The organism is Thauera sp. JM12B12, from assembly GCF_039614725.1.
Taxonomy (GTDB): domain Bacteria; phylum Pseudomonadota; class Gammaproteobacteria; order Burkholderiales; family Rhodocyclaceae; genus Thauera.
The window spans coordinates 1,983,646-2,004,886 of the sequence record NZ_CP154859.1; the positions used below are offsets into that span (position 1 = coordinate 1,983,646).

Sequence of the window (21,241 nt, forward strand, 5' to 3'; positions counted from 1 at the left end):
AATGACTCGATCCGCTCCGCACACGGCTGCCTCCGTACCTGCCGGCTCCCTGTCTGCCGAGGCTCTGCTGCAGGTCGCCGGCCTGGGCGTGAAGATCGCGCGTGCAGAGGGCGATGTCCGTCCGGTGGACGGGGTCGACTTCAGCATCGATGCCGGAGAGACCTTTGCCCTCCTCGGTGAGTCCGGCTGCGGCAAGTCGATGACGGCGCTCGCGCTCATGCGCCTGCTCCCGGATGCGGGGCAGATCGCCGGAGGCAGCGTCCGCCTCGGGGGCGAGGAACTGCTCGCGCTCCCGGAGTCGGCGATGCGCCGTGTGCGCGGTGGGCGCATCGGCATGATCTTCCAGGAGCCGTCGACCAGCCTGAACCCGGTGATGACCGTGGGCGAGCAGATCGGCGAGGCGCTGGCACGCCATGGCCTGCGCGGAGAGGCCGCGCGTGGCGAGGCGGTCCGGCTGCTGGAGGCGGTGGGGATCCCCGATCCGGCGCGGCGCCTGCAGGATTATCCGTTCCAGTTCTCCGGCGGCATGAAACAGCGGGTGATGATCGCCATCGCGCTCGCCGGGCGGCCGCAACTGCTGATCGCCGACGAGCCTACCACCGCGCTCGACGTCACCATCCAGGCGCAGGTGCTCGACCTGCTGGCCGAGCTCCAGCGTAAAGAGGGGATGGGCATGCTGCTGATCACCCACGATCTCGGCGTCGTCGCGCGCATGGCTCACCGCGTCGGGGTGATGTACGCCGGCGAGGTGGTGGAGACGGGCGCGCGCGCGGCCTTCTTCGCCGCCCCGCTGCATCCGTATTCGCGCAAGCTGTTCGCAGCGCTGCCGGGTGCCGACCGGCGTGGCAGCGCGCTCGATGCGCCTGCGGGCAGCGTGCCGCCCCTGGATCGTGCCTTTCCGGGCTGCCGCTTCGCCGAGCGCTGCCCGGCGGCGTTCGACCGCTGCGACGAGGAGGCGCCGGGCTGGCACCGTGTCGGTGTGCAGGCGGTGCGCTGCCATCTGTACGAGGGCGTGAGCGTGCCGCGGCCGCTCGAGCATCTCGCGGCGGCCACTGCTGCAGTGCATCGCCAGCGCAGCCCGCAGCCCGTGCTCGAGGTGCGCGACCTGGCCGTGCATTTCCCGGTGCGCAAGGGCGTGCTCAAGCGTACCGTCGGCCACGTGAGAGCAGTCGATGGTGTGAGCCTGCGGCTGGCGCCAGGCCGCACGCTTGCCCTGGTCGGCGAATCCGGTTGCGGCAAGACCACCGTCGGTAAGGCCATCCTGCGCCTGCTCGAACCGACCGCGGGCGAGCTCCTGCTCGACGGCGAGCCGTTCGCGCAGTGGCCCGAATCGGCGCTGCAGCCGGTGCGCCGGGCGGTGCAGATGGTGTTCCAGGACCCCTTCGCCTCGCTCAACCCGCGCATGCGCGTCGGCGAGATCATCGAGGAAGGGCTCGCCGCGCTCGATGCCGGCAGCGACGCCCGCGCGCGCCGGGCGCGCGTGATCGAACTGCTCGAGCGCGTCGGCCTCGGTGCGGAGATGCGCTGGCGCTATCCGCACGAGTTCTCCGGCGGTCAGCGCCAGCGCATCGCGGTGGCGCGTGCGCTGGCGGTGTCACCGCGGGTGATCGTCTGCGACGAGCCCACCAGCGCGCTCGACGTCTCGGTGCAGGCGCAGTTGCTCAACCTGATGCGCGAGCTGCAGCGCGAGCAGGGGCTGGCCTATCTTTTCATCACCCACAACCTTGCGGTGGTGGAGTATCTCGCCGACGAGGTCGCGGTGATGTACCTCGGGCGCATCGTCGAGGAGGGGCCGGTCGAGCGCGTCATCGGGCAGCGGGCGCATCCCTACACGCGCGCGCTGCTGGCGGCCGTGCCGCGTGTCGGCACGGAGGCCGCAACGGTCGGCGTCGATGGCGCGGCCTCTGGCTCGGCGCAGGCGCCGAGTTGCCGGACGGGCGGCGGCGCGGGTGACTCGCGTGCGGCGGTGACCGGCGTTCGCATGAGCGGGGCGGTCGAGCTGCCTTCGCCCCTCGATCCGCCAGCGGGTTGCCACTTCCAACCTCGTTGCCCGCATGCGACCGACGTCTGCAGGGCCAGCTATCCGCCGGTGACCGAGCTCGCGCAGGGTCATCGCGTGCGCTGTCACTGGCCCCGTTTCGACGACTGACCGGGCTCCCAGGGGCGGCCGGCGCGTCATTGCGGCCGTGCGTGTATCAGCGCGCCCGGCTGCCGTTGCGTTTCGCGCTGCGCTTGCTCGCCCCAGGCTTCTTGGCCTTGGGTGATTTCAGCCGGGGTTCGCTGCGGTTTGCCCCGGGCGGGCTCAGCTTGAGCCCGGGCTGGCGCACGCTGGCCGCAGCGAGCGGCAGCAGATTGCTGACCTCGAGCGCACCGTCGGCATCCACCCCGTCGGGCACCAGCAGCGCGTAACCGGCGCCTGGCCGGCTACCGGGGGCAAGGGCGTTCAACTTGAGCAGCTCGGCAGTGCTCAATCCGTGACGGCTGGCCACGGCCTCGATATGCTCGCCGGGCTCGAGCACGTGCATGCGCCAGCCTCGGTCGTCCTCGTCGAGCTCGGCGAGGCCCGTCTGTAGCTGTTCTGCGCGATCGGTGGGGACGATGAAGGTCTGCCCCGGGGTCGTGACTGCAGGGCGGTTGAAGCCGGGATTGAGGGCGAGGAATTCATCGAGCGGCATCTCCGACAGCCGTGCCGCGGTCGCCAGATCGACACCGACCGGCGCCTCCACGGTGACGAAGTGGAGTTCGTTGGCGACGTAGGGCAGCTCGAAATGGAAGAGTTCGGGCTGTGAGACGATGTTCTTGATCGCCTGCAGCTTGGGGACGTAATTGCGCGTCTCGTCCGGCATGCGCAGGTGCTGGTACTCCTGCGGCAGTCCTTCATCTGCGTTGCGCCTGAGCGCGCGTTGCACCGCGCCCTCGCCCCAGTTGTATGAGGCGAGGGCCAGATGCCAGTCGCCGTGCATGTCGTAGATGCGCTGCAGGTAGTCGAGCGCGGCATTGGTGGAGGCGATCACGTCGCGGCGCTCGTCCACCCAGGGGTCCTGGGTCAGGTTGTAGTGCTTGCCGGTCGACGGGATGAACTGCCACAGGCCGGACGCATGCGCGCGCGAGTAGGCCATCGGGTTGTAGCTGCTCTCGACCATCGGCAGCAGGGCGATTTCGGTCGGCATGCCGCGGCGCTCGAGTTCATCGACGATGTAGTACAGGTAGCGTCCGCCGCGCTCGAAAACCTGTTTGAGAAAACGCGGCCGGTTCAGATAGAAGCTCTGCTGGTCCATCACCCGGTCGCTGTCGAGGTCGGGCATGCCGAAGCCGCGGCGGATGCGGTCCCAAATGTCATTGGCATCGCGAGTGAGGTCGAGGGTGAGGATGCGTTCTGGCTCGATCGGCGCGCTCATCTGGGGCGCTGCGGCGGTGGCCGAGAGCCCCGTTCGCGCGGTCACCGCAGCGGAGGGCACGGAGCGTTCGGCCTGTGCATGTGCGAGCGGGAAAAGGCAGGCCGCGGTCAGCCATGCGACGGACAGCGCAACGCGGCGCAGCGCGTGGGTGCCGCGGGCGGTGCTCCGGTATGAACATGACATGTTATGTGGCTCAGAAGCCGTCCTTCCAGGCGCGCAATGCGGCGAGGCAGTCCACCGGGTCGTGCAGCGCACGGCCGACCTGCTTCGCCACGCTGCCGGCCACGCTCGGCCGGTCGCAGCGCAGGAAGGGATTGATCGCGCGCTCGCGCCCCATGGTGCTGGGCAGGGTGGGTTCTCCGCGCGCGCGCAGTGCCTCGCACGCGAGGGCGTAGGCGTCGCGCTCGGGATTGTCGGGCTCGGCGGCGCGGGCAAACGCCAGGTTGGACAGTGTGTATTCGTGGGTGCAATAGACCCGGGTCGTGGAGGGAAGCGCCGCGAGCTTGGCCAGCGACGCGGCGAGCTGGGCAGGGGTGCCTTCGAACAGTCGGCCGCAACCGGCCGAGAACAGCGTGTCGCCGCAGAACACCAGCCCCGGTTCGATGTCCATTGCCACGTAGGCGACGTGGCCGGCGGTGTGGCCGGGCACGTCGAGGACGCGGAAAGCGGTCGCGGGGGCTGCGATGCGGATCTCGTCGCCCTCTCGAACCGGTTCGGTCACGCCTTCGATCGACTCCCCGGCCGGTCCGAAGACGGGCACTTCTGCATGCGCAAGCAGTTGTGCAAGGCCGCCGACGTGGTCGGGGTGGTGGTGGGTCACGAGGATGGCGCCGAGTTGCAGGCCGAGGTGGTCGAGCGCCTGCCGCACCACGGTGGCGTCGCCGGGATCGACCACCAGCGCATGGCGGCCGTCGTGAACGAGCCAGATATAGTTATCGCGAAAGGCGGGAACGGGGATAATGTCCATCCCGCGAATTGTGAGGACCTGAGTGCCGATGTCAATCCTCCAGTTCCAGGACTGGCTGCAGACGCCGCAAGGACGCTATCTGCTCGAGTGGGAACAGGGCCAGCTCGATCGCATGGTGGCCGACATCTTCGGCTACAACGCGGTACAGCTCGGGCTGCCCGGCATCGACCTGCTGCGCGCCAACCGGATGCCGTATCGGTTGCGCTGCGCGCCCGAGGGCGGCGGAGTGCGTGCCGACGCGTATGAGCTGCCCTTCGCCAGCGGCAGTCTCGACCTGGTCGTGCTGCCGCACGTGCTCGAGTTCTCCTCCCATCCGCACCGGGTGTTGCGTGAGGTCGAGCGGGTGCTGGTGGCCGAGGGCAGCGTGGTGGTCAGCGGCTTCAACCCGTTCAGCCTGTGGGGTATGCGCCGGCTCGTGGCGCGTTCCACGGGCAGCATGCCGTGGCGTGGGCAGTACCGCTCCGCGATGCGCATCCGCGACTGGCTGACGCTGCTCGGCTTCGAGGTGCAGGGTAACGGCTTCGGCTGCTATGCGCCGCCCGTGGCCAGGCCGCCGTGGCTCGAGCGCTGGCGCTTCATGGACCGGGCGGGCGAGCGCTGGTGGCCGGTGCTCGGGGCGGCTTATCTGCTGCATGGCGTCAAGCGCGTGCAGGGCATGCGGCTGATCACGCCGCACTGGCGTGACCGCAAGGCCACGTCGAAGAGACTTTCGCCGGTCGCGCAGCGCGACGGTGGTACGAGGAAAACGCAGTAAATGGAAGAAGTGGATATCTACACGGACGGCGCCTGCAGCGGCAATCCCGGTCCTGGCGGCTGGGGGGCGATCCTGCGCTCCGGCCCGCATGAGAAGGAGATCTGGGGCGGCGAACCCGCCACCACCAACAACCGCATGGAGTTGCTCGCCGTCATTCGCGCACTCGATGCCCTCAAGCGCCCGGTCTCGGCGCGCGTGCACACCGACAGCCAGTACGTGCAGAAGGGCATTTCGGAGTGGATCCATGGCTGGAAGGCACGTGGCTGGAAGACTGCGTCCAAGGAGCCGGTGAAGAATGCGGACCTGTGGCGCGCACTCGATGAGGCTGCGGCCCGCCATCAGGTGCAATGGTTGTGGGTGCGCGGCCACTCCGGCCACCCGGAGAACGAACGTGCCGACGAGCTGGCGCGTCGTGGTGTCGACGCCGTGCGTCGCAGCGGCGCCATTGTGCAGGGCTAGGAGCGAGGAACATGCGACAAATCGTGCTCGACACCGAAACGACCGGCCTCGACTGGCGCAACGGCGACCGCGTCATCGAGATCGGCTGCGTTGAACTGCTCAACCGCAACCTCACCGGTCGACATTTCCACGTCTATATCAACCCCGGGCGGAGCATCGATGCCGAGGCCGTGGCGGTGCACGGGATCACCGAGGAGTTCCTGGCCGACAAGCCGGGGTTCGCCGCGATCGTGGCCGACTTCGAGGCCTTCGTGCGCGATGCCGAGCTCGTCATCCACAACGCCAGTTTCGACGTCGGCTTCCTGGATCACGAGCTGGAACTGCTCGGTCGCGGCCGCCTGTCCGCCCTGTGCGCCGGCGTCATCGACACGCTGAAGCTCGCCAAGGAGCAGAACCCGGGCAAGAAGGCGTCGCTGGACGCGCTCTGCGACCGCTACGAGATCGACAACGCGCACCGCGAGCTGCACGGCGCCTTGCTCGATGCCGAACTGCTCGCCGAGGTGTATCTGGCCATGACCCGCGGCCAGGAGAGCCTGATGATCGGCCTCGAGGAGGAGGCGATCATCGGCGAGACCGACGCGGGTGGCGTGGCGGTCGAGCGTGTCGCGCTGAAGGTGTTGCGCGCGACCGAGGATGAACTCAAGGCGCACGACGCCGTGCTGGGCGATATCTCCAAGGCCAACAAGGGACTGTGCCTGTGGTTGCCGCCCGAACCGGTGGCTGACGCGCCCGCCTGATTCTGATGGGCCACCGGGTCGGCGTCGCGAAGGCCGGAAGTCTGGAACCGAAGTCGGGCGCGTGCAGGAAAACCCGGGTTGCTGACCGAAGCCTTGCTCCCCGGGTCCGGCTCCGGCCTCAGCGCGCCTCGCGGCGGAGCTTCTCCAGCCCCTTGAGGATGTCTCGGCGCGAGATCTGTCCGATCAGGCGCGAGCCCTCCACGACCGGCAGGCAGCGGTAGTGCTTGCCGAGAAACATCTGGATGGCATCGATGAGGCTGGCGTCGCCGGATATGGCGGTCACGTCCCGACTCATGAAGTCCTGCACCGTCCCCTCGTCGCGGCGGAAGTAGGACGCATCGAGCGCGGCCTTCAGGCAGTCCTTTTCCGACAGGAAGCCGATCAGGCGGCTGTTCTCGTCCACCACGGGCGCACCGCTCAAGCCACGTTCGAGCAAGGTGTGGATCGCCCTCAGCAGGTTGGTGTTCGAGGTGAAGGCGAGGTGGTCGCCGATCATGTAGTCCTTCACGAGCAGGGAACTGAGCATACTGACTCCCGGGTTCAGTGTTGTTGTTCAGCGCTCTGGGCGTCGATGCGCGCCTGGCGCTTCGAGCACGGCTTCTTGCAGCCGAATTCGCAGTCCTGTCCCATGGCCCCCAGGCCTCCACAACTGCCGGCGATCGGCTTGCGGCCGAACATGACGCCGATGGCCATGCCGGCAATGACGATGCCGACGACGAGAAGGGTGATCAGGAAGGTGTTCATGTCGATTTGCCTCGATCCTGCGGGCCTTCGCAGACCCATTTGAAACAAGAATAACGCGAGCGCACGTGTTGTCGCCATCGTCGCGTGCGTGGCGCTGCCGGAAGCCGCGCGCCGCTAGAGTTGCAGATGCCCTCCGGGCAGTCCGCCCGCCGCTTCGAGGCGGGTGACGGTGGGCAGCAGATCCAGCCCCGTTTGCTGCTTGAGAGCGCGGGCGCGCTCACGCAGTTCGTCCGCCGTGCGCGCGATTGGTTCACCCGCAGCGCCGAATGCGACCACATTGCCGCTGTCGCAGGACGGGAAGGCGAGTGCGCGATCGTCGTACGCGCGCACGATGCGATCGAGGCTGGTCTTGTAGCCGCGTGAGCGACCGAAGAGATTCACCGCCATGATCCCGCGCGCCGACAGCCGTGCGCGCACCGCCTGGTGGAAGGGCGCGGTGTCGAGCACGCCGGCGCGCGCGTTGCGATCGAAGCCGTCGATCAGCACGTAGTCCCAGGTCTCCTCGTGCTCGACCACGAATTGGGCGCCGCAGCCGATGTGCACCGAGAAGCGCGCACCCTCCGTCGGCAGCTTGAAGAACTGGCGTGCCGCAGCGACCACCGCGGGGGCGATCTCGACCACGCGGATCCTCGCCTGCGGCAGGTGGTGGTGCGCGAAGCGCGCGAGTGAGGCCGCGCCCAGGCCGATGATCAGGACCTTGCGCGGCCAGTGGCCGCCGTCTGCAGCCAACCCGTCGCGTAGCAGCAGGCCCGCCATCATTTCGCGGGTATAGGCGAGTTCGAGCGCGTAGGGCTTGCGGATGCGCATCGCGCCCTGGATCCAGTCGGAGCCGAAGTGCAGGTAGCGTACGCCGGCGGCTTCGGAAATGTCGATCGGCGGGTTCATGCCTTGCGGTCTCCGGCCAGGCGCTTCAGGGCGTACAGGCGCTCCAGTGCCTCGCGTGGCGTGAGCGCATCCGGGTCGATGTCGGCAAGCTCGGTGAGCACCGGATGCGACAGCGGCGCATCTTCGGCGTCCGGCAGCGCGGCGAACAGGTCGGCCTGCGGGCCGGCGTCGATCTCGCGGTTCTCCAGCGCGCGCAGCCGGCGCTTGGCGTCGCGGATCACCGCGGCCGGGATGCCGGCGAGCGCGGCGACCTCGATGCCGTAGCTCTGGCTCGCCGGGCCTTCTTCGAGCGCGTGCAGGAAGACGATGCGGTGGCCGTGCTCGACCGCATCCAGGTGCACGTTGGCGCACTCGGGGTAGTCGGCGTTGAGCCGGGTGAGCTCGAAGTAGTGGGTAGCGAACAGCGTCAGCGCGCGCGACTTCTCCAGCAGGTGGCGGGCGATCGCGAACGCGAGCGCGAGGCCGTCGAAGGTCGAGGTGCCGCGGCCGATCTCGTCCATCAGCACCAGGCTGCGCTCGGTGGCGCCGTGCAGGATGGCGGCGGCCTCGGTCATCTCGACCATGAAGGTCGAGCGCCCCGAGGCGAGGTCGTCCGAGGCCCCGATGCGGGTGAAGATGGCATCCAGCGGGCCGAGCTCGGCGGCGTCTGCCGGCACGAAGCTGCCGACGTGGGCGAGCAGGCAGATCAGCGCCACCTGACGCATGAAGGTCGATTTGCCGCCCATGTTGGGGCCGGTGATCATCAACATGCGCCGGGTGGCGGCCAGGCGCGCGTCGTTGCGGATGAAGTTCTCGACCTGGCGTTCGACCACCGGATGGCGGCCGCCGACGATGGCGAGCCCGGGCGTATCGACGAAACGTGGCTGCACGTAGCCGTAGCGCAGCGCCGCTTCGGCAAACGCGGCGAGGCCGTCGAGCAGCGCCAGCGCGCGCGCGATGCGCTGCAGTGCCGGGATGTGGGCAGCGAGCACGTCCAGCACCTGATCGAAGAGCGCCTTCTCGCGCGCCAGCGCGCGCTCGTTGGCCGACAGCGCCTTGTCCTCGAAGGCCTTGAGCTCGGGCGTGATGTAGCGCTCGGCGTTCTTCAGCGTCTGGCGGCGCCGGTAGTCGTCGGGGACCTTGTCGGCGTTGGCGCGGCTGACCTCGATGTAGAAGCCATGCACCTTGTTGAACTCGACCTTGAGCCCGGGGATGCCGCTGCGCTCGCGCTCGCGCGCTTCCAGCGCCATGAGGAACTCGCCGCAATTGGTCTGGATGCCGCGCAGCTCGTCGAGCTCGGCATCGAAGCCGGGCGCGATCACGCCGCCGTCGCGCACCATGGCGGCGGGTTCGGCGGCGATGGCTTGCTGCAGCAGGTCGAGCGGCTCGGGAGCGATGGCGAGCGCACCGACGATCTCGGCCAGCAGCGGCGCCCGGCAGGGGGCGAGGGTGGCCGCGAGTTCGGGCAGGCGCAGCAGGCTCTCGCGCAGCGCCGAGAGGTCGCGCGGGCGCGCGCTGCGCAGCGCGATGCGGGCGGTGATGCGGTCTACGTCGGCGACACCGCGCAGCGCGCTGCGCAGGGCGAAGGCCATGCGGCCGTCGCGGCCGGCGAGGGCCAGACCGGCGGATGCGGTGTCGAGGTCCGGCTCCACCGCGCCACCGGTGTCCTCGCTCATCTCTGCCTCGGCCGTGCCTACCAGCTCCGCGACCGCCGCTTGGCGCGCGGCGGGCACGGCGCGGTCGCGCAGTGGATGATGCAGCGCATGGCGCAGCCAGCGCGAACCCATGCTGGTCACGCAGGTGTCGAGCAGCGACAGCAGGGTGGGCGAGGCTTCGCCGCGCAGCGTCTCGGTTAGCTCCAGGTTGCGCCGGGTGGCGGCGTCCAGTCGCAGGGTCTCGGATTCGCGCTCGACGACGAGCCCGGTGACGTGGGCGAGGGTCTGGCGCTGGGTGGCCTGCGCGTAGTCGTACAGGGCCGCGGCGGCCGCCAGCGCCACCGGCAGATCCTCGACGCCGAAGCCGGCGAGGTCGCGGGTGCCGAAATGCGCGGTGAGCAGGCGCGCGCCGGTCTCGGCGTCGAACTGCCAGTCGGCCAGCCGGCGCTGGGCCGGGGCGAGCGCATCCAGCAAGGGCAGGGCGAGTCCATCGGGCACCAGCACCTCGGCCGGGCGCAGGCGCTCGAACTGCGCCTGCAGCGCATCCGACGGGCACTGCATGAGGCGGAAGTCGCCGTTGGCGAGGTTGAGCCACGCCAGCCCGAGCACGCCGCGGTGCAGGCTGGCCGCGAGCAGCAGCTCGTCGCGGCGGTCGTCGAGCAGCGCGGCGTCGGTCAGCGTGCCGGGGGTGACGATGCGGCTCACCGCGCGCTCCATCGGCCCCTTGGTCGCGCCGGGCTCGCCCACCTGCTCGGCGATCACCACCGATTCGCCGAGCTTTACCAGGCGGGCCAGGTACTGCTCGACCGCGTGGAAGGGCACGCCGGCCATGCGGATCGGCTTGCCGCTCGACTGGCCGCGGGTGGTCAGGGTGATGTCGAGCAGGCGCGCGGCCTTCTCGGCGTCTTCGAAGAAGAGCTCGTAGAAGTCGCCCATGCGGTAGAAGAGCAGGGTGTCCGGATGTTGCTGCTTCAACCGGAGGTACTGCTGCATCATCGGCGTGTGGGCGGCGATCTCGGCCTCGGTCAGGTCCGCGGGGCGGGGGGCGGTGGAGTCGTGCTGGGGCTTGCGGGTCGCCAACTGGAGAAACCTCTGAATAGCGCTGCTGTCGTGAGCAAAGGCAGGATTATGGCCATTAACGAAAGGATGCGTGATCGCCGATGAGTACGCCGCAACGATACCCGGGGCGCCCGGAAACCGAGACTCGCCGCATCGGCCGCACGCTGGGCCTGCTTGCGATCCTGGCCTTTCTGGCCCTGGGCTGGGTCAGTTTCGATGCGGCGATCGAGCGCCGCGAGGATCCGAATCGGAATCTGGTGGTTGCGCCGGGCGCAAGCGAGCTCGTGCTCAAGCGCAACCGCGCAGGGCATTACCTGCTGCCCGGGCTGATCAACGGCCAGCCGGTGCGCTTCCTGCTCGACACCGGGGCGACGCAGGTTTCGGTGCCGGCCCACCTCGGCTCCGCGCTCGGCCTGCAGCCCGGGGCTTCGGCCTCGGTCATGACCGCCAACGGCAGCGTGACGGTGCGCCAGACGCGCATCGACCGTCTGGTGGTGGGGCCGTTCGAGCTGCGCAACGTGGGCAGTCACCTGAACCCGGGCATGCGCGGCGACGAGGTTCTGCTCGGGATGTCGGCGCTGCGCCACCTGGAGTTCGTCCAGCGCGGGGACACGCTTACCTTGCGCGTCCCCGGCGTGTGAGGCTCGGCGCGCTCAGGCGCGCATGGAGGCCGGGCGCCAGGCCTGGATGATCGGCAGCAACTGGCCGAAGATCTTCGGCGTGCCGGCCACCACGTTTCCGGTGGTGAGGTAGTTGGCCTCGCCCGACAGGTCGGACACGAGGCCGCCGGCTTCCTGGATCAGCAGCGCGCCGGCCGCCATGTCCCAGGGCGAGAGACCCATCTCCCAGAAACCATCGAAGCGACCCGCGGCCACGTAGGCGAGGTCGAGCGAAGCCGCGCCCGGCCGGCGGATCCCGGCGGTCTTCTGGGTGAGTTCCTTGAACATCGCCAGATACGCATCGACATTGTCGAACTGGCGGAAGGGGAACCCGGTGCCGATCAGCGCCTCGTTGAGCCGGGTCCGGCGCGAGACGCGGATGCGGCGATCGTTGAGGAAGGCGCCGGCGCCGCGCGAGGCCGTGAACATCTCGTTGCTGTTGGGGTCGTAGACCACCGCGTGCTCGAGCACGCCATTCTTCGTCTGCGCGATCGAGACCGCGTATTGCGGCATGCCGTGGATGAAGTTCGTGGTGCCGTCGAGCGGGTCGATGATCCAGGCGAACTCGCTCTCCTGGCCATTGAGTGGCCCGGACTCGCCGGACTCCTCTGCTAGAATCCCGTGCCCCGGGAAAGCGTCGCGAAGCACCTCGATGATGGCCTGCTCGGCGGCGCGATCGACCTCGGTGACGAAATCGTTGGGCGACTTGGACTGCACGGTCAGCAGATCGATCTGGGTCGACGCGCGGTTGATGACGGACGCGGCGCGCCGGGCGGCCTTGACGGCGATGTTCAGGGTTGCATGCATGCGAAGCGGTCTCGGTTAAAGAATCGGGCGCCTGCGACGCGTGCCCCGCATCCGGCGCTGCGACCTGGCGCAGTCCTTGCGGGCTTCACACGTTCCGGGCAGGCCGCCCGGCAAATTCGGAAAACGCGGAATTTTAATATGAATCGCCCCCTTGCGCTCGATCGTGTCCGTGTCGTGCTGTCGCGCACCAGTCATCCCGGCAATATCGGCGCGGCTGCGCGGGCGATGAAGACCATGGGACTGCGCGACCTCTGGCTGGTGGCGCCGGAGTCCTTCCCCGACGAGGTTGCGACCGCGCGCGCGTCCGGAGCGGCCGACGTGCTCGCTTCTGCCCGCGTGGTCGCCACACTCGAGGAGGCGCTCGCCGACACGGTGTTCTCGGCGGCGTTGACCGCAAGGCGGCGTGAGCTCTCGCTGCCGCGCATGCAGGCGCGCGACGCCGCGTGCGAGCTCGTCGCGCGCAGTGGCGATGGCATCGTCGCACTCGTTTTCGGCAACGAGACCAGCGGGATGACCAACGAAGAGGTCGGGCTGTGCAGCCTGCCGGTGACGATTCCGACTGACCCCGATTTCTCCTCGCTCAATCTGGGCGCCGCGGTACAGGTGCTGAGCTACGAAATGCGCATGGCTGCGCTCGGCGAAGCGACCGCCGTTCTCGATGATGCCCAGGCCGAGCCTGCCACGCACGCTGACTTCGAAGGCTTCATGGCTCATCTGGAACGCGTGGTGACCGCGAGCGGCTTTCATGATCCGGCCAATCCCAAGCGCCTGCTGCCGCGCATGCGGCGCCTTTTCAATCGTGTGCGGCTCGAGAAGGAAGAGGTTGCGATTCTGCGTGGCATGCTCACGACCTTCGAGACGCCGAAGCGTCGCGGCTGAGCATCAGCGCCGGTTCCGGGGCTTTCTCGGAGCACTATAACCGATTAAAATTCTCGGGAATTTGGCGGTCGAGCCGGTTGCGCTCGCCCATCCTTGAGCCGTTTTTCCCGTGGAGTTACCCAGCATGTTCAGCCGCCTGCGTGAAGATCTGGCCAGCGTGCGCGAGCGCGATCCGGCCGCGCGCTCCACTTTCGAGGTGCTGACCTGCTATCCGGGCATCCACGCGCTGATGTTCCATCGTCTGGCTCATGCGGCATGGGGCCGGGGCTGGCATTGGCTGGGCCGCTTCGTCAGTCATCTGAGCCGTTTCCTGACCGGCATCGAGATCCACCCCGGCGCAAGCATCGGGCGGCGGGTGTTCATCGACCACGGCATGGGTGTGGTGATCGGCGAGACCGCCGAAATTGGCGACGACTGCACGATCTACCAGGCCGTCACGCTCGGCGGCACGTCCCTTTATCGCGGTACGAAGCGCCATCCGACCCTCGGTCGGGGCGTGGTGGTGGGTGCGGGTGCCAAGGTGCTGGGGGGATTCACGGTGGGTGATGGTGCCAAGATCGGATCGAATGCGGTGGTCGTCAAGCCGGTCCCGGCGGGCGCGACCGCGGTCGGAAATCCGGCCCGCGTCATCGATCCCGAGCGCGACGCCGCGCGCGAGCAGAAGGCGGAGCAGATCGGGTTCAGCGCCTACGGGGTCACGCGCGACATGGACGACCCGGTCTCCAAGGCGCTGCATGGGCTGCTCGATCACTCGGTCGAGACCGATCGTCGCCTGCAGGCGATCATCGCGCGCCTGGAGGCGGCCGGCATCAAGCTCGACGAGGCGGTGGCCTCGGCGGACGATTTCGATGCCGGGCGCTTGTCGCGGATGGTCGATTGATTTCTCGCGTGCTGTCGTGGATCCAGGAAGGTGCGGCGACGGGTCGGGTGGAGTAGTTGACCGATTTTGTCGGGAAATGTATAGTTGAGCGAAATGTTCGGGTATTCGCGTGGCTTCCGCGCGCGATCGCTCGGGCGAGATCGTTTTCAGCATCCCTTCCAGGAGCGAGCATGAGACTGACCACCAAAGGCCGATTTGCCGTAACGGCGATGATCGATCTGGCTTCCCGCCAGGGCGACGGGCCGGTCACGCTGGCCGGCATTGCCGAGCGCCAGAAGATCTCGCTGTCCTACCTCGAGCAGCTGTTCGGCAAGCTGCGCCGCCACGATCTGGTGAGCAGCGTGCGTGGGCCCGGTGGCGGATATCGGCTCGCGCGCGACATGGCCGAGATCACCGTGGCCGACATCATCATCGCGGTGGATGAGCCGCTCGATGCCACCCAGTGCGGCGGCAAGGAAAACTGTCACGACGCTCACCGCTGCATGACGCACGACCTGTGGGCCAATCTCAACAAGCGCATGTATGCCTACCTCGATTCGGTGACGCTCGATGCGCTGGTGAACCGCCGTGTCCGTCCGGATTCCGACATGGCCGTGCTGCGCAACATCCGTCGCCGCGCCGCGGTCGGGACTGTGCGCGAAATCGCGGCGATTTGAGGCGGCACATGAGCTTTGCGCCGGTCTACCTCGACTGGAACGCGACGACGCCGCTCGACCCGGTCGTCCGTGCGGCCATGCTGCCTTGGCTCGGCGCCGCGGAGCCGGCGCGCTTCGGCAATGCCTCGAGCCGGCACGAGTATGGCCGTCAGGCGCGTGCGGCGGTGGACGAGGCGCGCGCGCGCGTGGCCGCGGCGGTCGGGGCGCATGCGACCGAGGTCATCTTCACCAGTGGCGGTTCGGAGGCCAACAACCTGTTCCTCAAGGGAGCGGCGGCGACGATGAGGCCGGCCCTGGTGGCGGTGAGCGCGATCGAGCACCCGTGCGTGCGCGAGCCCGCCCGCCAGTTGCAGCGTGCCGGGTGGACGCTTCGCGAGATCGCGGTCGATGCCCAGGGGCGTATCGACGCCGCGGACTGGCAGGCGGTGATCGACGCGCGCCCGCGCCTGGTGTCGGCGATGCTTGCGAACAACGAGACCGGCGTGCTCCAGGACATCGCGCCGATGGCGGCAAGCGCACGCGCAGCGGGTGCATGGTTCCACACCGACGCGGTGCAGGCACTCGGCAAGATCGAACTCGACTTCCGCGCCCTTGGCGTGCATGCGATGACCTTGTCCGCCCACAAGCTTGGCGGCCCGCTCGGTGCGGGTGCTCTGGTGGTCGACAAGCGCGTGGAGCTGTCGCCGCTGATCGCAGGAGGCGGCCAGGAGCGCGGCCTGCGCTCGGGAACGGAGAACGTCGCTGCCATCGTCGGTTTCGGTGTCGCCTGTGAGCGCGCGGTTTCGCGTCGGGCGGAGGAGGCGGTCCGGCTCGCCGCCTTGCGCGACGAGGTGCAAGCGGCGCTCGTGGAACTTGGCGCCAGCGTGTTTTCGGCTGGTGCGTCGCGCCTGCCCAACACGGTGTTTTTCGCCGTGCGCGATATCGACGGCGAAACGCTGGTGGGCAAGCTCGATCGCGCCGGCTTTGCGGTCGCCAGCGGTTCGGCCTGCTCGAGCGCCAACCCGGAGCCTTCGCACACCCTGCTGGCCATGGGTGTAGCGCCCGAGGTCGCGCGTGGTGCGGTGCGTATCAGCCTCGGTCGCGACACGGGTGCCGACGATGTGCGGCGCTTCATCGAAACCTTCGCCCGCGTCGTGGGCGAACTCAAGAATCTTGCCTCGGTGGCGGCGTGAGCCGTGCCACCAGGCCCTGACATCGATACACGAACAACGACTCTGCGGAGAGACGCAATGCTGAAGTTCCCCATCTACCTCGACTATTCTGCGACGACCCCGGTGGATCCGCGCGTGGCGCAGAAGATGATCCCGTGGCTGACCGAGCATTTCGGCAACCCGGCCAGTCGCTCGCACGCGTTCGGCTGGGAGGCCGAGGCTGCGGTCGAGGAGGCGCGCGAGCAGGTGGCTGCGCTGGTCAATGCCGACCCGAAGGAGATCATCTGGACCTCGGGCGCGACCGAATCGAACAACCTCGCCATCAAGGGTGCGGCGCACTTCTATCAGGGCAAGGGCAAACACCTCATCACCGTCAAGACCGAGCACAAGGCGGTGCTCGACACCGTGCGCGAACTCGAGCGCGAGGGCTTCGAGGCGACCTACCTCGACGTGCAGGAGAACGGCCTGGTCGATCTCGAGGTACTCAAGGCGGCGATCCGTCCCGATACCATCGTGGTCTCGGTGATGTTCGTGAACAACGAGATCGGCGTGATCCAGCCGATCGCCCAGATCGGCGAACTCTGCCGCGAGAAGGGCATCGTGTTCCACGTCGACGCGGCGCAGGCGACCGGCAAGGTCGAGATCGACCTGGATGCGCTCAAGGTGGACCTGATGAGCTTCTCCGCGCACAAGACCTACGGTCCCAAGGGGATCGGTGCGCTTTACGTGCGCCGCAAGCCGCGCGTTCGTCTGGAGGCCCAGATGCACGGTGGCGGTCATGAGCGCGGCCTGCGCTCGGGCACGCTGGCCACCCACCAGATCGTCGGCATGGGCGAGGCCTTCCGCATTGCACGTGAGGAGATGGCGGCGGAAAATGCGCGCGTCCAGAAGCTGCGCGACAAGCTGCTCGCCGGCCTCACCGACATCGAGGCGACCTACATCAACGGCGACCTCGAACAGCGCGTGCCGCACAACCTGAACATCTCCTTCGCCTACGTCGAAGGCGAGTCGCTGATCATGGCGATCAAGGACATCGCGGTCTCGTCGGGTTCGGCCTGTACCTCGGCGAGCCTGGAGCCCTCTTACGTGTTGCGCGCACTCGGACGCAACGATGAGCTGGCGCATAGCTCGATCCGCTTCACGATCGGCCGTTTCACGACCGAAGAGGAGGTGGATTTCACGATCGGTCTGCTCCATCGCAAGATCGGCAAGCTGCGCGAGCTTTCGCCGCTCTGGGAAATGTACAAGGACGGTGTCGATCTGGACACCGTCCAGTGGGCGGCGCACTGAGCTTGCCGGCCGGCGCGCCGTTTCATCCTCTATTGAAGGCACCGCTGCCGTCAGGCCGCGGTCCAATGACTACAAGACATCCCCTGCAGGAGAAAGAACATGGCTTACAGTGAGAAGGTCCTCGACCACTACGAAAACCCGCGCAACGTCGGCTCGTTCGCCAAGGACGAGGAAGGCGTCGCCACTGGCATGGTGGGTGCGCCCGCCTGTGGCGACGTGATGAAGCTGCAGATCAAGGTCGGCAAGGATGGCGTGATCGAAGACGCCAAGTTCAAGACCTACGGCTGTGGTTCGGCGATTGCTTCGAGTTCGCTCGTCACCGAGTGGGTCAAGGGCAAGACCATCGACCAGGCGCTCGAGATCAAGAACACGCAGATCGCCGAGGAGCTCGCGCTGCCGCCGGTCAAGATCCACTGCTCGATCCTCGCCGAGGACGCGATCAAGGCCGCCGTCGCCGACTACAAGAAGAAGCACGAAGCCTGAGCGGCGTTTTGCAGACAGGAGAACCAGAGATGGCCGTTAGTCTTTCCGAATCCGCCGCCCGTCACGTTTCGAACTTCATCGCCAAGCGCGGCAAGGGGTTCGGCATCCGCCTCGGCGTGAAGACCTCGGGCTGTTCGGGCATGGCCTACAAGCTCGAGTTCGTCGATCACACCGAAGCCGAGGATCTGGTGTTCGAGAGCCACGGCGTCAACGTGGTGATCGACCCGAAGAGCCTGGCCTACCTCGACGGCACCGAGCTCGACTTCGTCAAGGAAGGTCTCAACGAGGGTTTCAAGTTCAACAACCCGAACGTGAAGGACCAGTGCGGGTGCGGCGAAAGCTTCAACGTCTGAGCCGCGCTCGATGAGCATCGACCTCACTCAGGACTTCTTCACGCTGTTCGGCCTTCCGCGCCGCTATGCGCTCGACGACGCCGCGCTCGAGGCGGCGTGGCATGCGCTGCAGTCGCAGGTGCACCCAGACCGGCATGCCCATCTGTCGGACGCCGAGAAGCGGCGCGCCATGCAGTGGGCGACGCGGGTGAACGAGGGATTCCGCACGCTGCGACAGCCGCTTGCGCGCGCGCAATACCTGCTCGAACTCGCCGGTGTGGATGCGGGCCTCGAGACCAACACCGCGATGTCGCCGGAGTTCCTGATGGAACAGATGGAGTGGCGCGAGGCGGTCGAGGAAGCCCGTGACGCAGCCGAGGTCTCGGAGCTCGAGGAACTGCACCGGCGCCTGCTTGCGCATGCTCGCGAGGTGAGATCACACCTCGCGGCGCAGCTCGATGATGAACACGACTACGAAGCAGCGGCCGACACCGTGCGTCGGCTGATGTTCATCGACAAACTCCAGCAAGAAATCGACGAGGCCCTGCTGGCCCTCGAAAACTAGAGAGCACGGAACATACCCGATGGCCCTGCTGCAAATCGCTGAACCCGGCATGTCCACCGAGCCACACAAGCACCGGCTTGCGGTGGGCATCGATCTGGGGACCACCAATTCGCTCGTCGCCACCGTGCGTAACGGGATTGCCGTCTGCCTGCCCGACGAGACCGGCCGCACCATGCTCCCCTCGGTCGTGCGCTATGGCGCGGACGGGCGCGTCGAGGTCGGGCTCGCGGCCATGAAGGCCCAGGCGACCGATCCGCGCAACACCATCGTCTCGGTCAAGCGTTTCATGGGGCGGGGGCTCAAGGACGTCGCCCACATCGAGACCATGCCCTACGACTTCGAGGACAACGCAGGCATGGTGCGCTTGCGCACGGTGCAAGGGGTCAAGAGCCCGGTCGAGGTCTCCGCCGAGGTCCTGCGCAGGCTGCGCGAGCGCGCGGAAGCCAGTCTTGGCGGTCCGCTGGTCGGGGCGGTGATCACCGTCCCGGCGTATTTCGATGATGCCCAGCGTCAGGCAACCAAGGATGCCGCGCGGCTGGCCGGCCTCGACGTGCTTCGCCTGCTCAACGAGCCCACTGCGGCGGCGGTCGCCTACGGGCTCGACAACGCCGCTGAAGGTCTCTACGCGGTGTATGACCTGGGTGGTGGGACCTTCGACCTGTCCATCCTCAAGCTCTCCCGCGGCGTGTTCGAGGTCCTGTCGACCAATGGTGACGCCGCCCTCGGCGGCGACGACTTCGACCACCGCCTGTTCTGCTGGATCCTCGACAGGGCCCGCATCAGCCCGCCCTCGCTCGAGGATGCTCGCCGCCTGCAGATGAAGGCACGCGAGGCCAAGGAACTGCTGACGACCTGCGAGGAAGCGCCGATCCACGTTCTCCTCGGCTCGGGCGAGGAAGTGGATCTCGTCGTCACGCGCGACGAGTTCGCCGAGATGACGAAACACCTGGTGCAGAAGACCCTGACGCCGGTGCGCAAGGCGCTTCGCGACGCGGGCCTCGCGGCCGACGAGATCAAGGGCGTGGTGATGGTGGGTGGGGCCACCCGCATGCCGCACATACAGCGTGCGGTCGCGCAGTATTTCGGCCAGGAGCCGCTCACCAACCTCGACCCGGACAAGGTGGTCGCGCTCGGTGCCGCGATGCAGGCCAACGTGCTCGCCGGCAACCGGCCGGACCAGGACGACTGGCTGCTTCTGGACGTGATCCCGCTTTCGCTCGGCCTCGAGACCATGGGCGGCCTCGTCGAGAAGGTGGTGCCGCGCAACTCCACGCTGCCGATCGCGCGTGCGCAGGAGTTCACCACCTTCAAGGACGGCCAGACCGCGATGGCCTTCCACGTCGTGCAGGGCGAACGCGAGCTCGTCTCCGACTGCCGTTCGCTCGCCCGCTTCGAACTGCGCGGCATCCCGCCGATGGTGGCAGGTGCGGCGCGCATCCGGGTGACCTTCCAGGTCGATGCCGATGGCCTGCTGTCGGTGTCCGCGCGCGAGATGTCCTCGGGCGTCGAGGCCAGCGTGCTGGTGAAGCCTTCCTACGGCCTGTCCGACGACGAGATCGCGCAGATGCTGCGCTCCGGCGTCGACCATGCTGGTGACGACATGATGGCGCGTGCGCTGCGCGAGCAGCAGGTCGAGGCAGACCGCGTGATCGAGGCGACCGAGCAAGCACTCGACAAGGACGGGCAACTGCTCTCCGATGCCGAACGGGCCACGATCGCCGAGACCATCTCGCGCCTGCGCAGCCTTCGCGCCGGCAGCGATCACCGCGCCATCAAGGCCGGGATCGATGCGCTCGGCCGCGCCACCGACGACTTTGCCGCCCGCCGCATGGACAACAGCATTCGCAGCGTGCTGGCTGGCCACAAGGTGGATGAACTCGAAATCTGACTCCGACCAACATGACCCAGATCATCGTCCTACCCCACGTCGAGCTCTGTCCGGATGGCAGCGTGATCGAGGCCGCTCCCGGCACCACGATCTGCGACACCCTTCTCGAAAACGGCATCGACATCGAACACGCATGCGAGAAATCCTGCGCCTGCACGACCTGCCACGTCATCGTGCGCGAGGGTTTTTCCTCGCTGAATCCCGCCGAGGACGAAGAGGAAGACCTGCTCGACAAGGCCTGGGGGCTGGAGCCGCAGTCGCGCCTTTCCTGCCAGGCGGTCGTCGGCGAGACGGCGCTCGTGGTCGAGATCCCGCGCTACACGATCAACATGGCTCGCGAAGGAAAGCACTGAAATGAAGTGGACCGAGGTTCAGGAAATCGCCATCCAGCTCGCCGACGCCCATCCGGACGTTGATCCGACGCGGGTGAACTTCGTCGACCTGATGAACTGGGTGATCGCGCTGCCCGAATTCGACGATGACCCCAAGCGCTGTGGCGAGCGCATCCTCGAGGGCATACAGCAGGCGTGGATCGACGAGGTGGCCTGATTCAGTACGGGCTGCGCGAGACCGTCTCGGCGGTCTCGTTGAGATCCAGCCAGTAGGCGCCGATGAGCGCGATCGCGCGCTCGAAGCGTTCGAAATCCACCGGCTTGCGAATATAGCTGTTGGCGCCGAGGCTGTAGGCTTGGCGCAGGTCGAGGCTTTCGCGCGAGGTGGTGAGGATCACCACGGGCAGCAGCGCCGTGCGTGCGTCGGCACGGATCCGGCGCAGCACCTCCAGTCCATCGACGCGCGGCAACTTCAGGTCCAGCAGCACGACTGCCGGCAGGTCCTCGGTCCGGCGGCCGGCGTGGATGCCGGTACCGAAGAGATAGTCGGTCGCCTCGACCCCGTCGTGCACCACCACCACCGGATGGGTGATTCCCCCGCGGCTCAAGGCGTGCAGGGTGAGGGCCTCGTCGTCCGGATTGTCCTCGACCAGCAGGATCGCGCGCTCGTTCGGCATGCTCG

Annotated in this window: 24 protein-coding genes; 16 read left to right on the forward strand and 8 right to left on the reverse strand. The window is 67.8% G+C overall.

Annotated elements, in window-relative coordinates:
- The first annotated feature begins 1 nt into the window (after window position 1).
- Window positions 2-2,149 (forward strand): dipeptide ABC transporter ATP-binding protein, encoded by a 2,148-nt coding sequence (locus tag AAG895_RS08880; protein ID WP_345795131.1) that lies wholly within the window; start codon window positions 2-4, stop codon window positions 2,147-2,149.
- A 46-nt stretch (window positions 2,150-2,195) separates the two neighbouring features.
- Here the strand turns inward: AAG895_RS08880 and AAG895_RS08885 are convergent, their stop codons facing one another.
- Window positions 2,196-3,398 (reverse strand): transglycosylase SLT domain-containing protein, encoded by a 1,203-nt coding sequence (locus AAG895_RS08885; protein ID WP_345795132.1) that lies wholly within the window; start codon window positions 3,396-3,398, stop codon window positions 2,196-2,198.
- A 193-nt stretch (window positions 3,399-3,591) separates the two neighbouring features.
- On the reverse strand, window positions 3,592-4,365 hold the full coding sequence (gloB, locus tag AAG895_RS08890; RefSeq protein ID WP_345795133.1) for a hydroxyacylglutathione hydrolase: 774 nt from the start codon (window positions 4,363-4,365) through the stop codon (window positions 3,592-3,594).
- A 28-nt stretch (window positions 4,366-4,393) separates the two neighbouring features.
- Here gloB and AAG895_RS08895 point away from each other — a divergent pair, with 28 nt between their 5' ends.
- Genes AAG895_RS08895 through dnaQ form a run of 3 tightly spaced genes read left to right on the forward strand, consistent with a single transcriptional unit; the run spans window position 4,394 to window position 6,315 of the window.
- Window positions 4,394-5,119 (forward strand): methyltransferase domain-containing protein, encoded by a 726-nt coding sequence (locus AAG895_RS08895; protein ID WP_345795134.1) that lies wholly within the window; start codon window positions 4,394-4,396, stop codon window positions 5,117-5,119.
- Window positions 5,120-5,578 carry a ribonuclease HI gene (gene rnhA, locus AAG895_RS08900; protein ID WP_345795135.1) on the forward strand — a complete coding sequence of 153 codons (459 nt, stop codon included), beginning with the start codon at window positions 5,120-5,122 and terminating at the stop codon, window positions 5,576-5,578.
- A gap of 11 nt (window positions 5,579-5,589) precedes the next feature.
- A complete protein-coding gene (gene dnaQ / locus AAG895_RS08905; RefSeq protein ID WP_345795136.1) occupies window positions 5,590-6,315 on the forward strand; it encodes a DNA polymerase III subunit epsilon in 726 nt (241 codons plus the stop codon).
- Between the two features lie 118 nt (window positions 6,316-6,433).
- Here dnaQ and AAG895_RS08910 read toward each other — a convergent pair whose 3' ends face one another.
- From AAG895_RS08910 to mutS, 4 genes are all read right to left on the reverse strand, one after another.
- Window positions 6,434-6,841 carry a CBS domain-containing protein gene (locus tag AAG895_RS08910; protein WP_345795137.1) on the reverse strand — a complete coding sequence of 136 codons (408 nt, stop codon included), beginning with the start codon at window positions 6,839-6,841 and terminating at the stop codon, window positions 6,434-6,436.
- 14 nt (window positions 6,842-6,855) lie between these two features.
- Window positions 6,856-7,059 (reverse strand): (Na+)-NQR maturation NqrM, encoded by a 204-nt coding sequence (nqrM, locus tag AAG895_RS08915; protein ID WP_345795138.1) that lies wholly within the window; start codon window positions 7,057-7,059, stop codon window positions 6,856-6,858.
- Between the two features lie 114 nt (window positions 7,060-7,173).
- Window positions 7,174-7,944, reverse strand: coding sequence for a spermidine synthase (locus tag AAG895_RS08920; RefSeq protein WP_345795139.1), 771 nt, complete (start codon window positions 7,942-7,944; stop codon window positions 7,174-7,176).
- Window positions 7,941-10,574, reverse strand: coding sequence for a DNA mismatch repair protein MutS (gene mutS / locus AAG895_RS08925; RefSeq protein WP_345795265.1), 2,634 nt, complete (start codon window positions 10,572-10,574; stop codon window positions 7,941-7,943). The genes AAG895_RS08920 and mutS overlap by 4 nt, the downstream gene beginning before the upstream one ends.
- A gap of 164 nt (window positions 10,575-10,738) precedes the next feature.
- Here mutS and AAG895_RS08930 point away from each other — a divergent pair, with 164 nt between their 5' ends.
- The gene (locus tag AAG895_RS08930) at window positions 10,739-11,278 is read left to right on the forward strand and encodes a TIGR02281 family clan AA aspartic protease (RefSeq protein ID WP_345795140.1); all 540 of its coding nucleotides are present in this window, start codon (window positions 10,739-10,741) and stop codon (window positions 11,276-11,278) included.
- 12 nt (window positions 11,279-11,290) lie between these two features.
- Here the strand turns inward: AAG895_RS08930 and AAG895_RS08935 are convergent, their stop codons facing one another.
- Window positions 11,291-12,103 (reverse strand): inositol monophosphatase family protein, encoded by an 813-nt coding sequence (locus AAG895_RS08935; protein WP_345795141.1) that lies wholly within the window; start codon window positions 12,101-12,103, stop codon window positions 11,291-11,293.
- A gap of 138 nt (window positions 12,104-12,241) precedes the next feature.
- Here AAG895_RS08935 and AAG895_RS08940 point away from each other — a divergent pair, with 138 nt between their 5' ends.
- The 11 genes from AAG895_RS08940 to iscX all read left to right on the forward strand — a co-directional run bounded on the left by AAG895_RS08940 (window position 12,242) and on the right by iscX (window position 20,776).
- Window positions 12,242-12,982, forward strand: coding sequence for an RNA methyltransferase (locus AAG895_RS08940; protein ID WP_345795142.1), 741 nt, complete (start codon window positions 12,242-12,244; stop codon window positions 12,980-12,982).
- A gap of 124 nt (window positions 12,983-13,106) precedes the next feature.
- Window positions 13,107-13,862 (forward strand): serine O-acetyltransferase, encoded by a 756-nt coding sequence (gene cysE, locus AAG895_RS08945; RefSeq protein ID WP_345795143.1) that lies wholly within the window; start codon window positions 13,107-13,109, stop codon window positions 13,860-13,862.
- 170 nt (window positions 13,863-14,032) lie between these two features.
- Window positions 14,033-14,518 (forward strand): Fe-S cluster assembly transcriptional regulator IscR, encoded by a 486-nt coding sequence (gene iscR / locus AAG895_RS08950; RefSeq protein WP_345795144.1) that lies wholly within the window; start codon window positions 14,033-14,035, stop codon window positions 14,516-14,518.
- Window positions 14,519-14,526: 8 nt separating this feature from the next.
- Entirely contained in the window at window positions 14,527-15,690 is a 1,164-nt protein-coding gene (locus tag AAG895_RS08955) for a cysteine desulfurase family protein (RefSeq protein WP_345795145.1), read from the forward strand.
- A gap of 60 nt (window positions 15,691-15,750) precedes the next feature.
- On the forward strand, window positions 15,751-16,959 hold the full coding sequence (locus AAG895_RS08960) for an IscS subfamily cysteine desulfurase (protein WP_345795266.1): 1,209 nt from the start codon (window positions 15,751-15,753) through the stop codon (window positions 16,957-16,959).
- A 99-nt stretch (window positions 16,960-17,058) separates the two neighbouring features.
- Window positions 17,059-17,442, forward strand: coding sequence for a Fe-S cluster assembly scaffold IscU (gene iscU, locus AAG895_RS08965; protein WP_345795146.1), 384 nt, complete (start codon window positions 17,059-17,061; stop codon window positions 17,440-17,442).
- Between the two features lie 29 nt (window positions 17,443-17,471).
- Window positions 17,472-17,795: an iron-sulfur cluster assembly protein IscA gene (iscA, locus tag AAG895_RS08970; RefSeq protein WP_345795147.1), complete on the forward strand. Its 324-nt coding sequence runs from the start codon at window positions 17,472-17,474 to the stop codon at window positions 17,793-17,795.
- 10 nt (window positions 17,796-17,805) lie between these two features.
- Window positions 17,806-18,339, forward strand: coding sequence for a Fe-S protein assembly co-chaperone HscB (gene hscB, locus AAG895_RS08975; RefSeq protein WP_345795148.1), 534 nt, complete (start codon window positions 17,806-17,808; stop codon window positions 18,337-18,339).
- Between the two features lie 19 nt (window positions 18,340-18,358).
- Window positions 18,359-20,227: a Fe-S protein assembly chaperone HscA gene (hscA, locus tag AAG895_RS08980; RefSeq protein WP_345795149.1), complete on the forward strand. Its 1,869-nt coding sequence runs from the start codon at window positions 18,359-18,361 to the stop codon at window positions 20,225-20,227.
- An 11-nt stretch (window positions 20,228-20,238) separates the two neighbouring features.
- On the forward strand, window positions 20,239-20,580 hold the full coding sequence (fdx, locus tag AAG895_RS08985; protein ID WP_345795150.1) for an ISC system 2Fe-2S type ferredoxin: 342 nt from the start codon (window positions 20,239-20,241) through the stop codon (window positions 20,578-20,580).
- A gap of 1 nt (window position 20,581) precedes the next feature.
- Window positions 20,582-20,776 (forward strand): Fe-S cluster assembly protein IscX, encoded by a 195-nt coding sequence (gene iscX, locus AAG895_RS08990; RefSeq protein ID WP_345795151.1) that lies wholly within the window; start codon window positions 20,582-20,584, stop codon window positions 20,774-20,776.
- A gap of 1 nt (window position 20,777) precedes the next feature.
- Here iscX and AAG895_RS08995 read toward each other — a convergent pair whose 3' ends face one another.
- A complete protein-coding gene (locus AAG895_RS08995) occupies window positions 20,778-21,236 on the reverse strand; it encodes a response regulator (protein WP_345795152.1) in 459 nt (152 codons plus the stop codon).
- Between the last annotated feature and the right edge of the window lie 5 nt (window positions 21,237-21,241).

Bases quoted from the DNA above. Each gene is read 5' to 3' on its own strand.
- AAG895_RS08880 (WP_345795131.1), top strand. From the start codon at position 2: ATGACTCGATCCGCTCCGCACACGGCTGCCTCCGTACCTGCCGGCTCC.
- AAG895_RS08885 (WP_345795132.1), bottom strand. From the start codon at position 3,398: ATGAGCGCGCCGATCGAGCCAGAACGCATCCTCACCCTCGACCTCACT.
- gloB (WP_345795133.1), bottom strand. From the start codon at position 4,365: ATGGACATTATCCCCGTTCCCGCCTTTCGCGATAACTATATCTGGCTC.
- AAG895_RS08895 (WP_345795134.1), top strand. From the start codon at position 4,394: ATGTCAATCCTCCAGTTCCAGGACTGGCTGCAGACGCCGCAAGGACGC.
- rnhA (WP_345795135.1), top strand. From the start codon at position 5,120: ATGGAAGAAGTGGATATCTACACGGACGGCGCCTGCAGCGGCAATCCC.
- dnaQ (WP_345795136.1), top strand. From the start codon at position 5,590: ATGCGACAAATCGTGCTCGACACCGAAACGACCGGCCTCGACTGGCGC.
- AAG895_RS08910 (WP_345795137.1), bottom strand. From the start codon at position 6,841: ATGCTCAGTTCCCTGCTCGTGAAGGACTACATGATCGGCGACCACCTC.
- nqrM (WP_345795138.1), bottom strand. From the start codon at position 7,059: ATGAACACCTTCCTGATCACCCTTCTCGTCGTCGGCATCGTCATTGCC.
- AAG895_RS08920 (WP_345795139.1), bottom strand. From the start codon at position 7,944: ATGAACCCGCCGATCGACATTTCCGAAGCCGCCGGCGTACGCTACCTG.
- mutS (WP_345795265.1), bottom strand. From the start codon at position 10,574: ATGATGCAGCAGTACCTCCGGTTGAAGCAGCAACATCCGGACACCCTG.
- AAG895_RS08930 (WP_345795140.1), top strand. From the start codon at position 10,739: ATGAGTACGCCGCAACGATACCCGGGGCGCCCGGAAACCGAGACTCGC.
- AAG895_RS08935 (WP_345795141.1), bottom strand. From the start codon at position 12,103: ATGCATGCAACCCTGAACATCGCCGTCAAGGCCGCCCGGCGCGCCGCG.
- AAG895_RS08940 (WP_345795142.1), top strand. From the start codon at position 12,242: ATGAATCGCCCCCTTGCGCTCGATCGTGTCCGTGTCGTGCTGTCGCGC.
- cysE (WP_345795143.1), top strand. From the start codon at position 13,107: ATGTTCAGCCGCCTGCGTGAAGATCTGGCCAGCGTGCGCGAGCGCGAT.
- iscR (WP_345795144.1), top strand. From the start codon at position 14,033: ATGAGACTGACCACCAAAGGCCGATTTGCCGTAACGGCGATGATCGAT.
- AAG895_RS08955 (WP_345795145.1), top strand. From the start codon at position 14,527: ATGAGCTTTGCGCCGGTCTACCTCGACTGGAACGCGACGACGCCGCTC.
- iscU (WP_345795146.1), top strand. From the start codon at position 17,059: ATGGCTTACAGTGAGAAGGTCCTCGACCACTACGAAAACCCGCGCAAC.
- iscA (WP_345795147.1), top strand. From the start codon at position 17,472: ATGGCCGTTAGTCTTTCCGAATCCGCCGCCCGTCACGTTTCGAACTTC.
- hscB (WP_345795148.1), top strand. From the start codon at position 17,806: ATGAGCATCGACCTCACTCAGGACTTCTTCACGCTGTTCGGCCTTCCG.
- hscA (WP_345795149.1), top strand. From the start codon at position 18,359: ATGGCCCTGCTGCAAATCGCTGAACCCGGCATGTCCACCGAGCCACAC.
- fdx (WP_345795150.1), top strand. From the start codon at position 20,239: ATGACCCAGATCATCGTCCTACCCCACGTCGAGCTCTGTCCGGATGGC.
- iscX (WP_345795151.1), top strand. From the start codon at position 20,582: ATGAAGTGGACCGAGGTTCAGGAAATCGCCATCCAGCTCGCCGACGCC.
- AAG895_RS08995 (WP_345795152.1), bottom strand. From the start codon at position 21,236: ATGCCGAACGAGCGCGCGATCCTGCTGGTCGAGGACAATCCGGACGAC.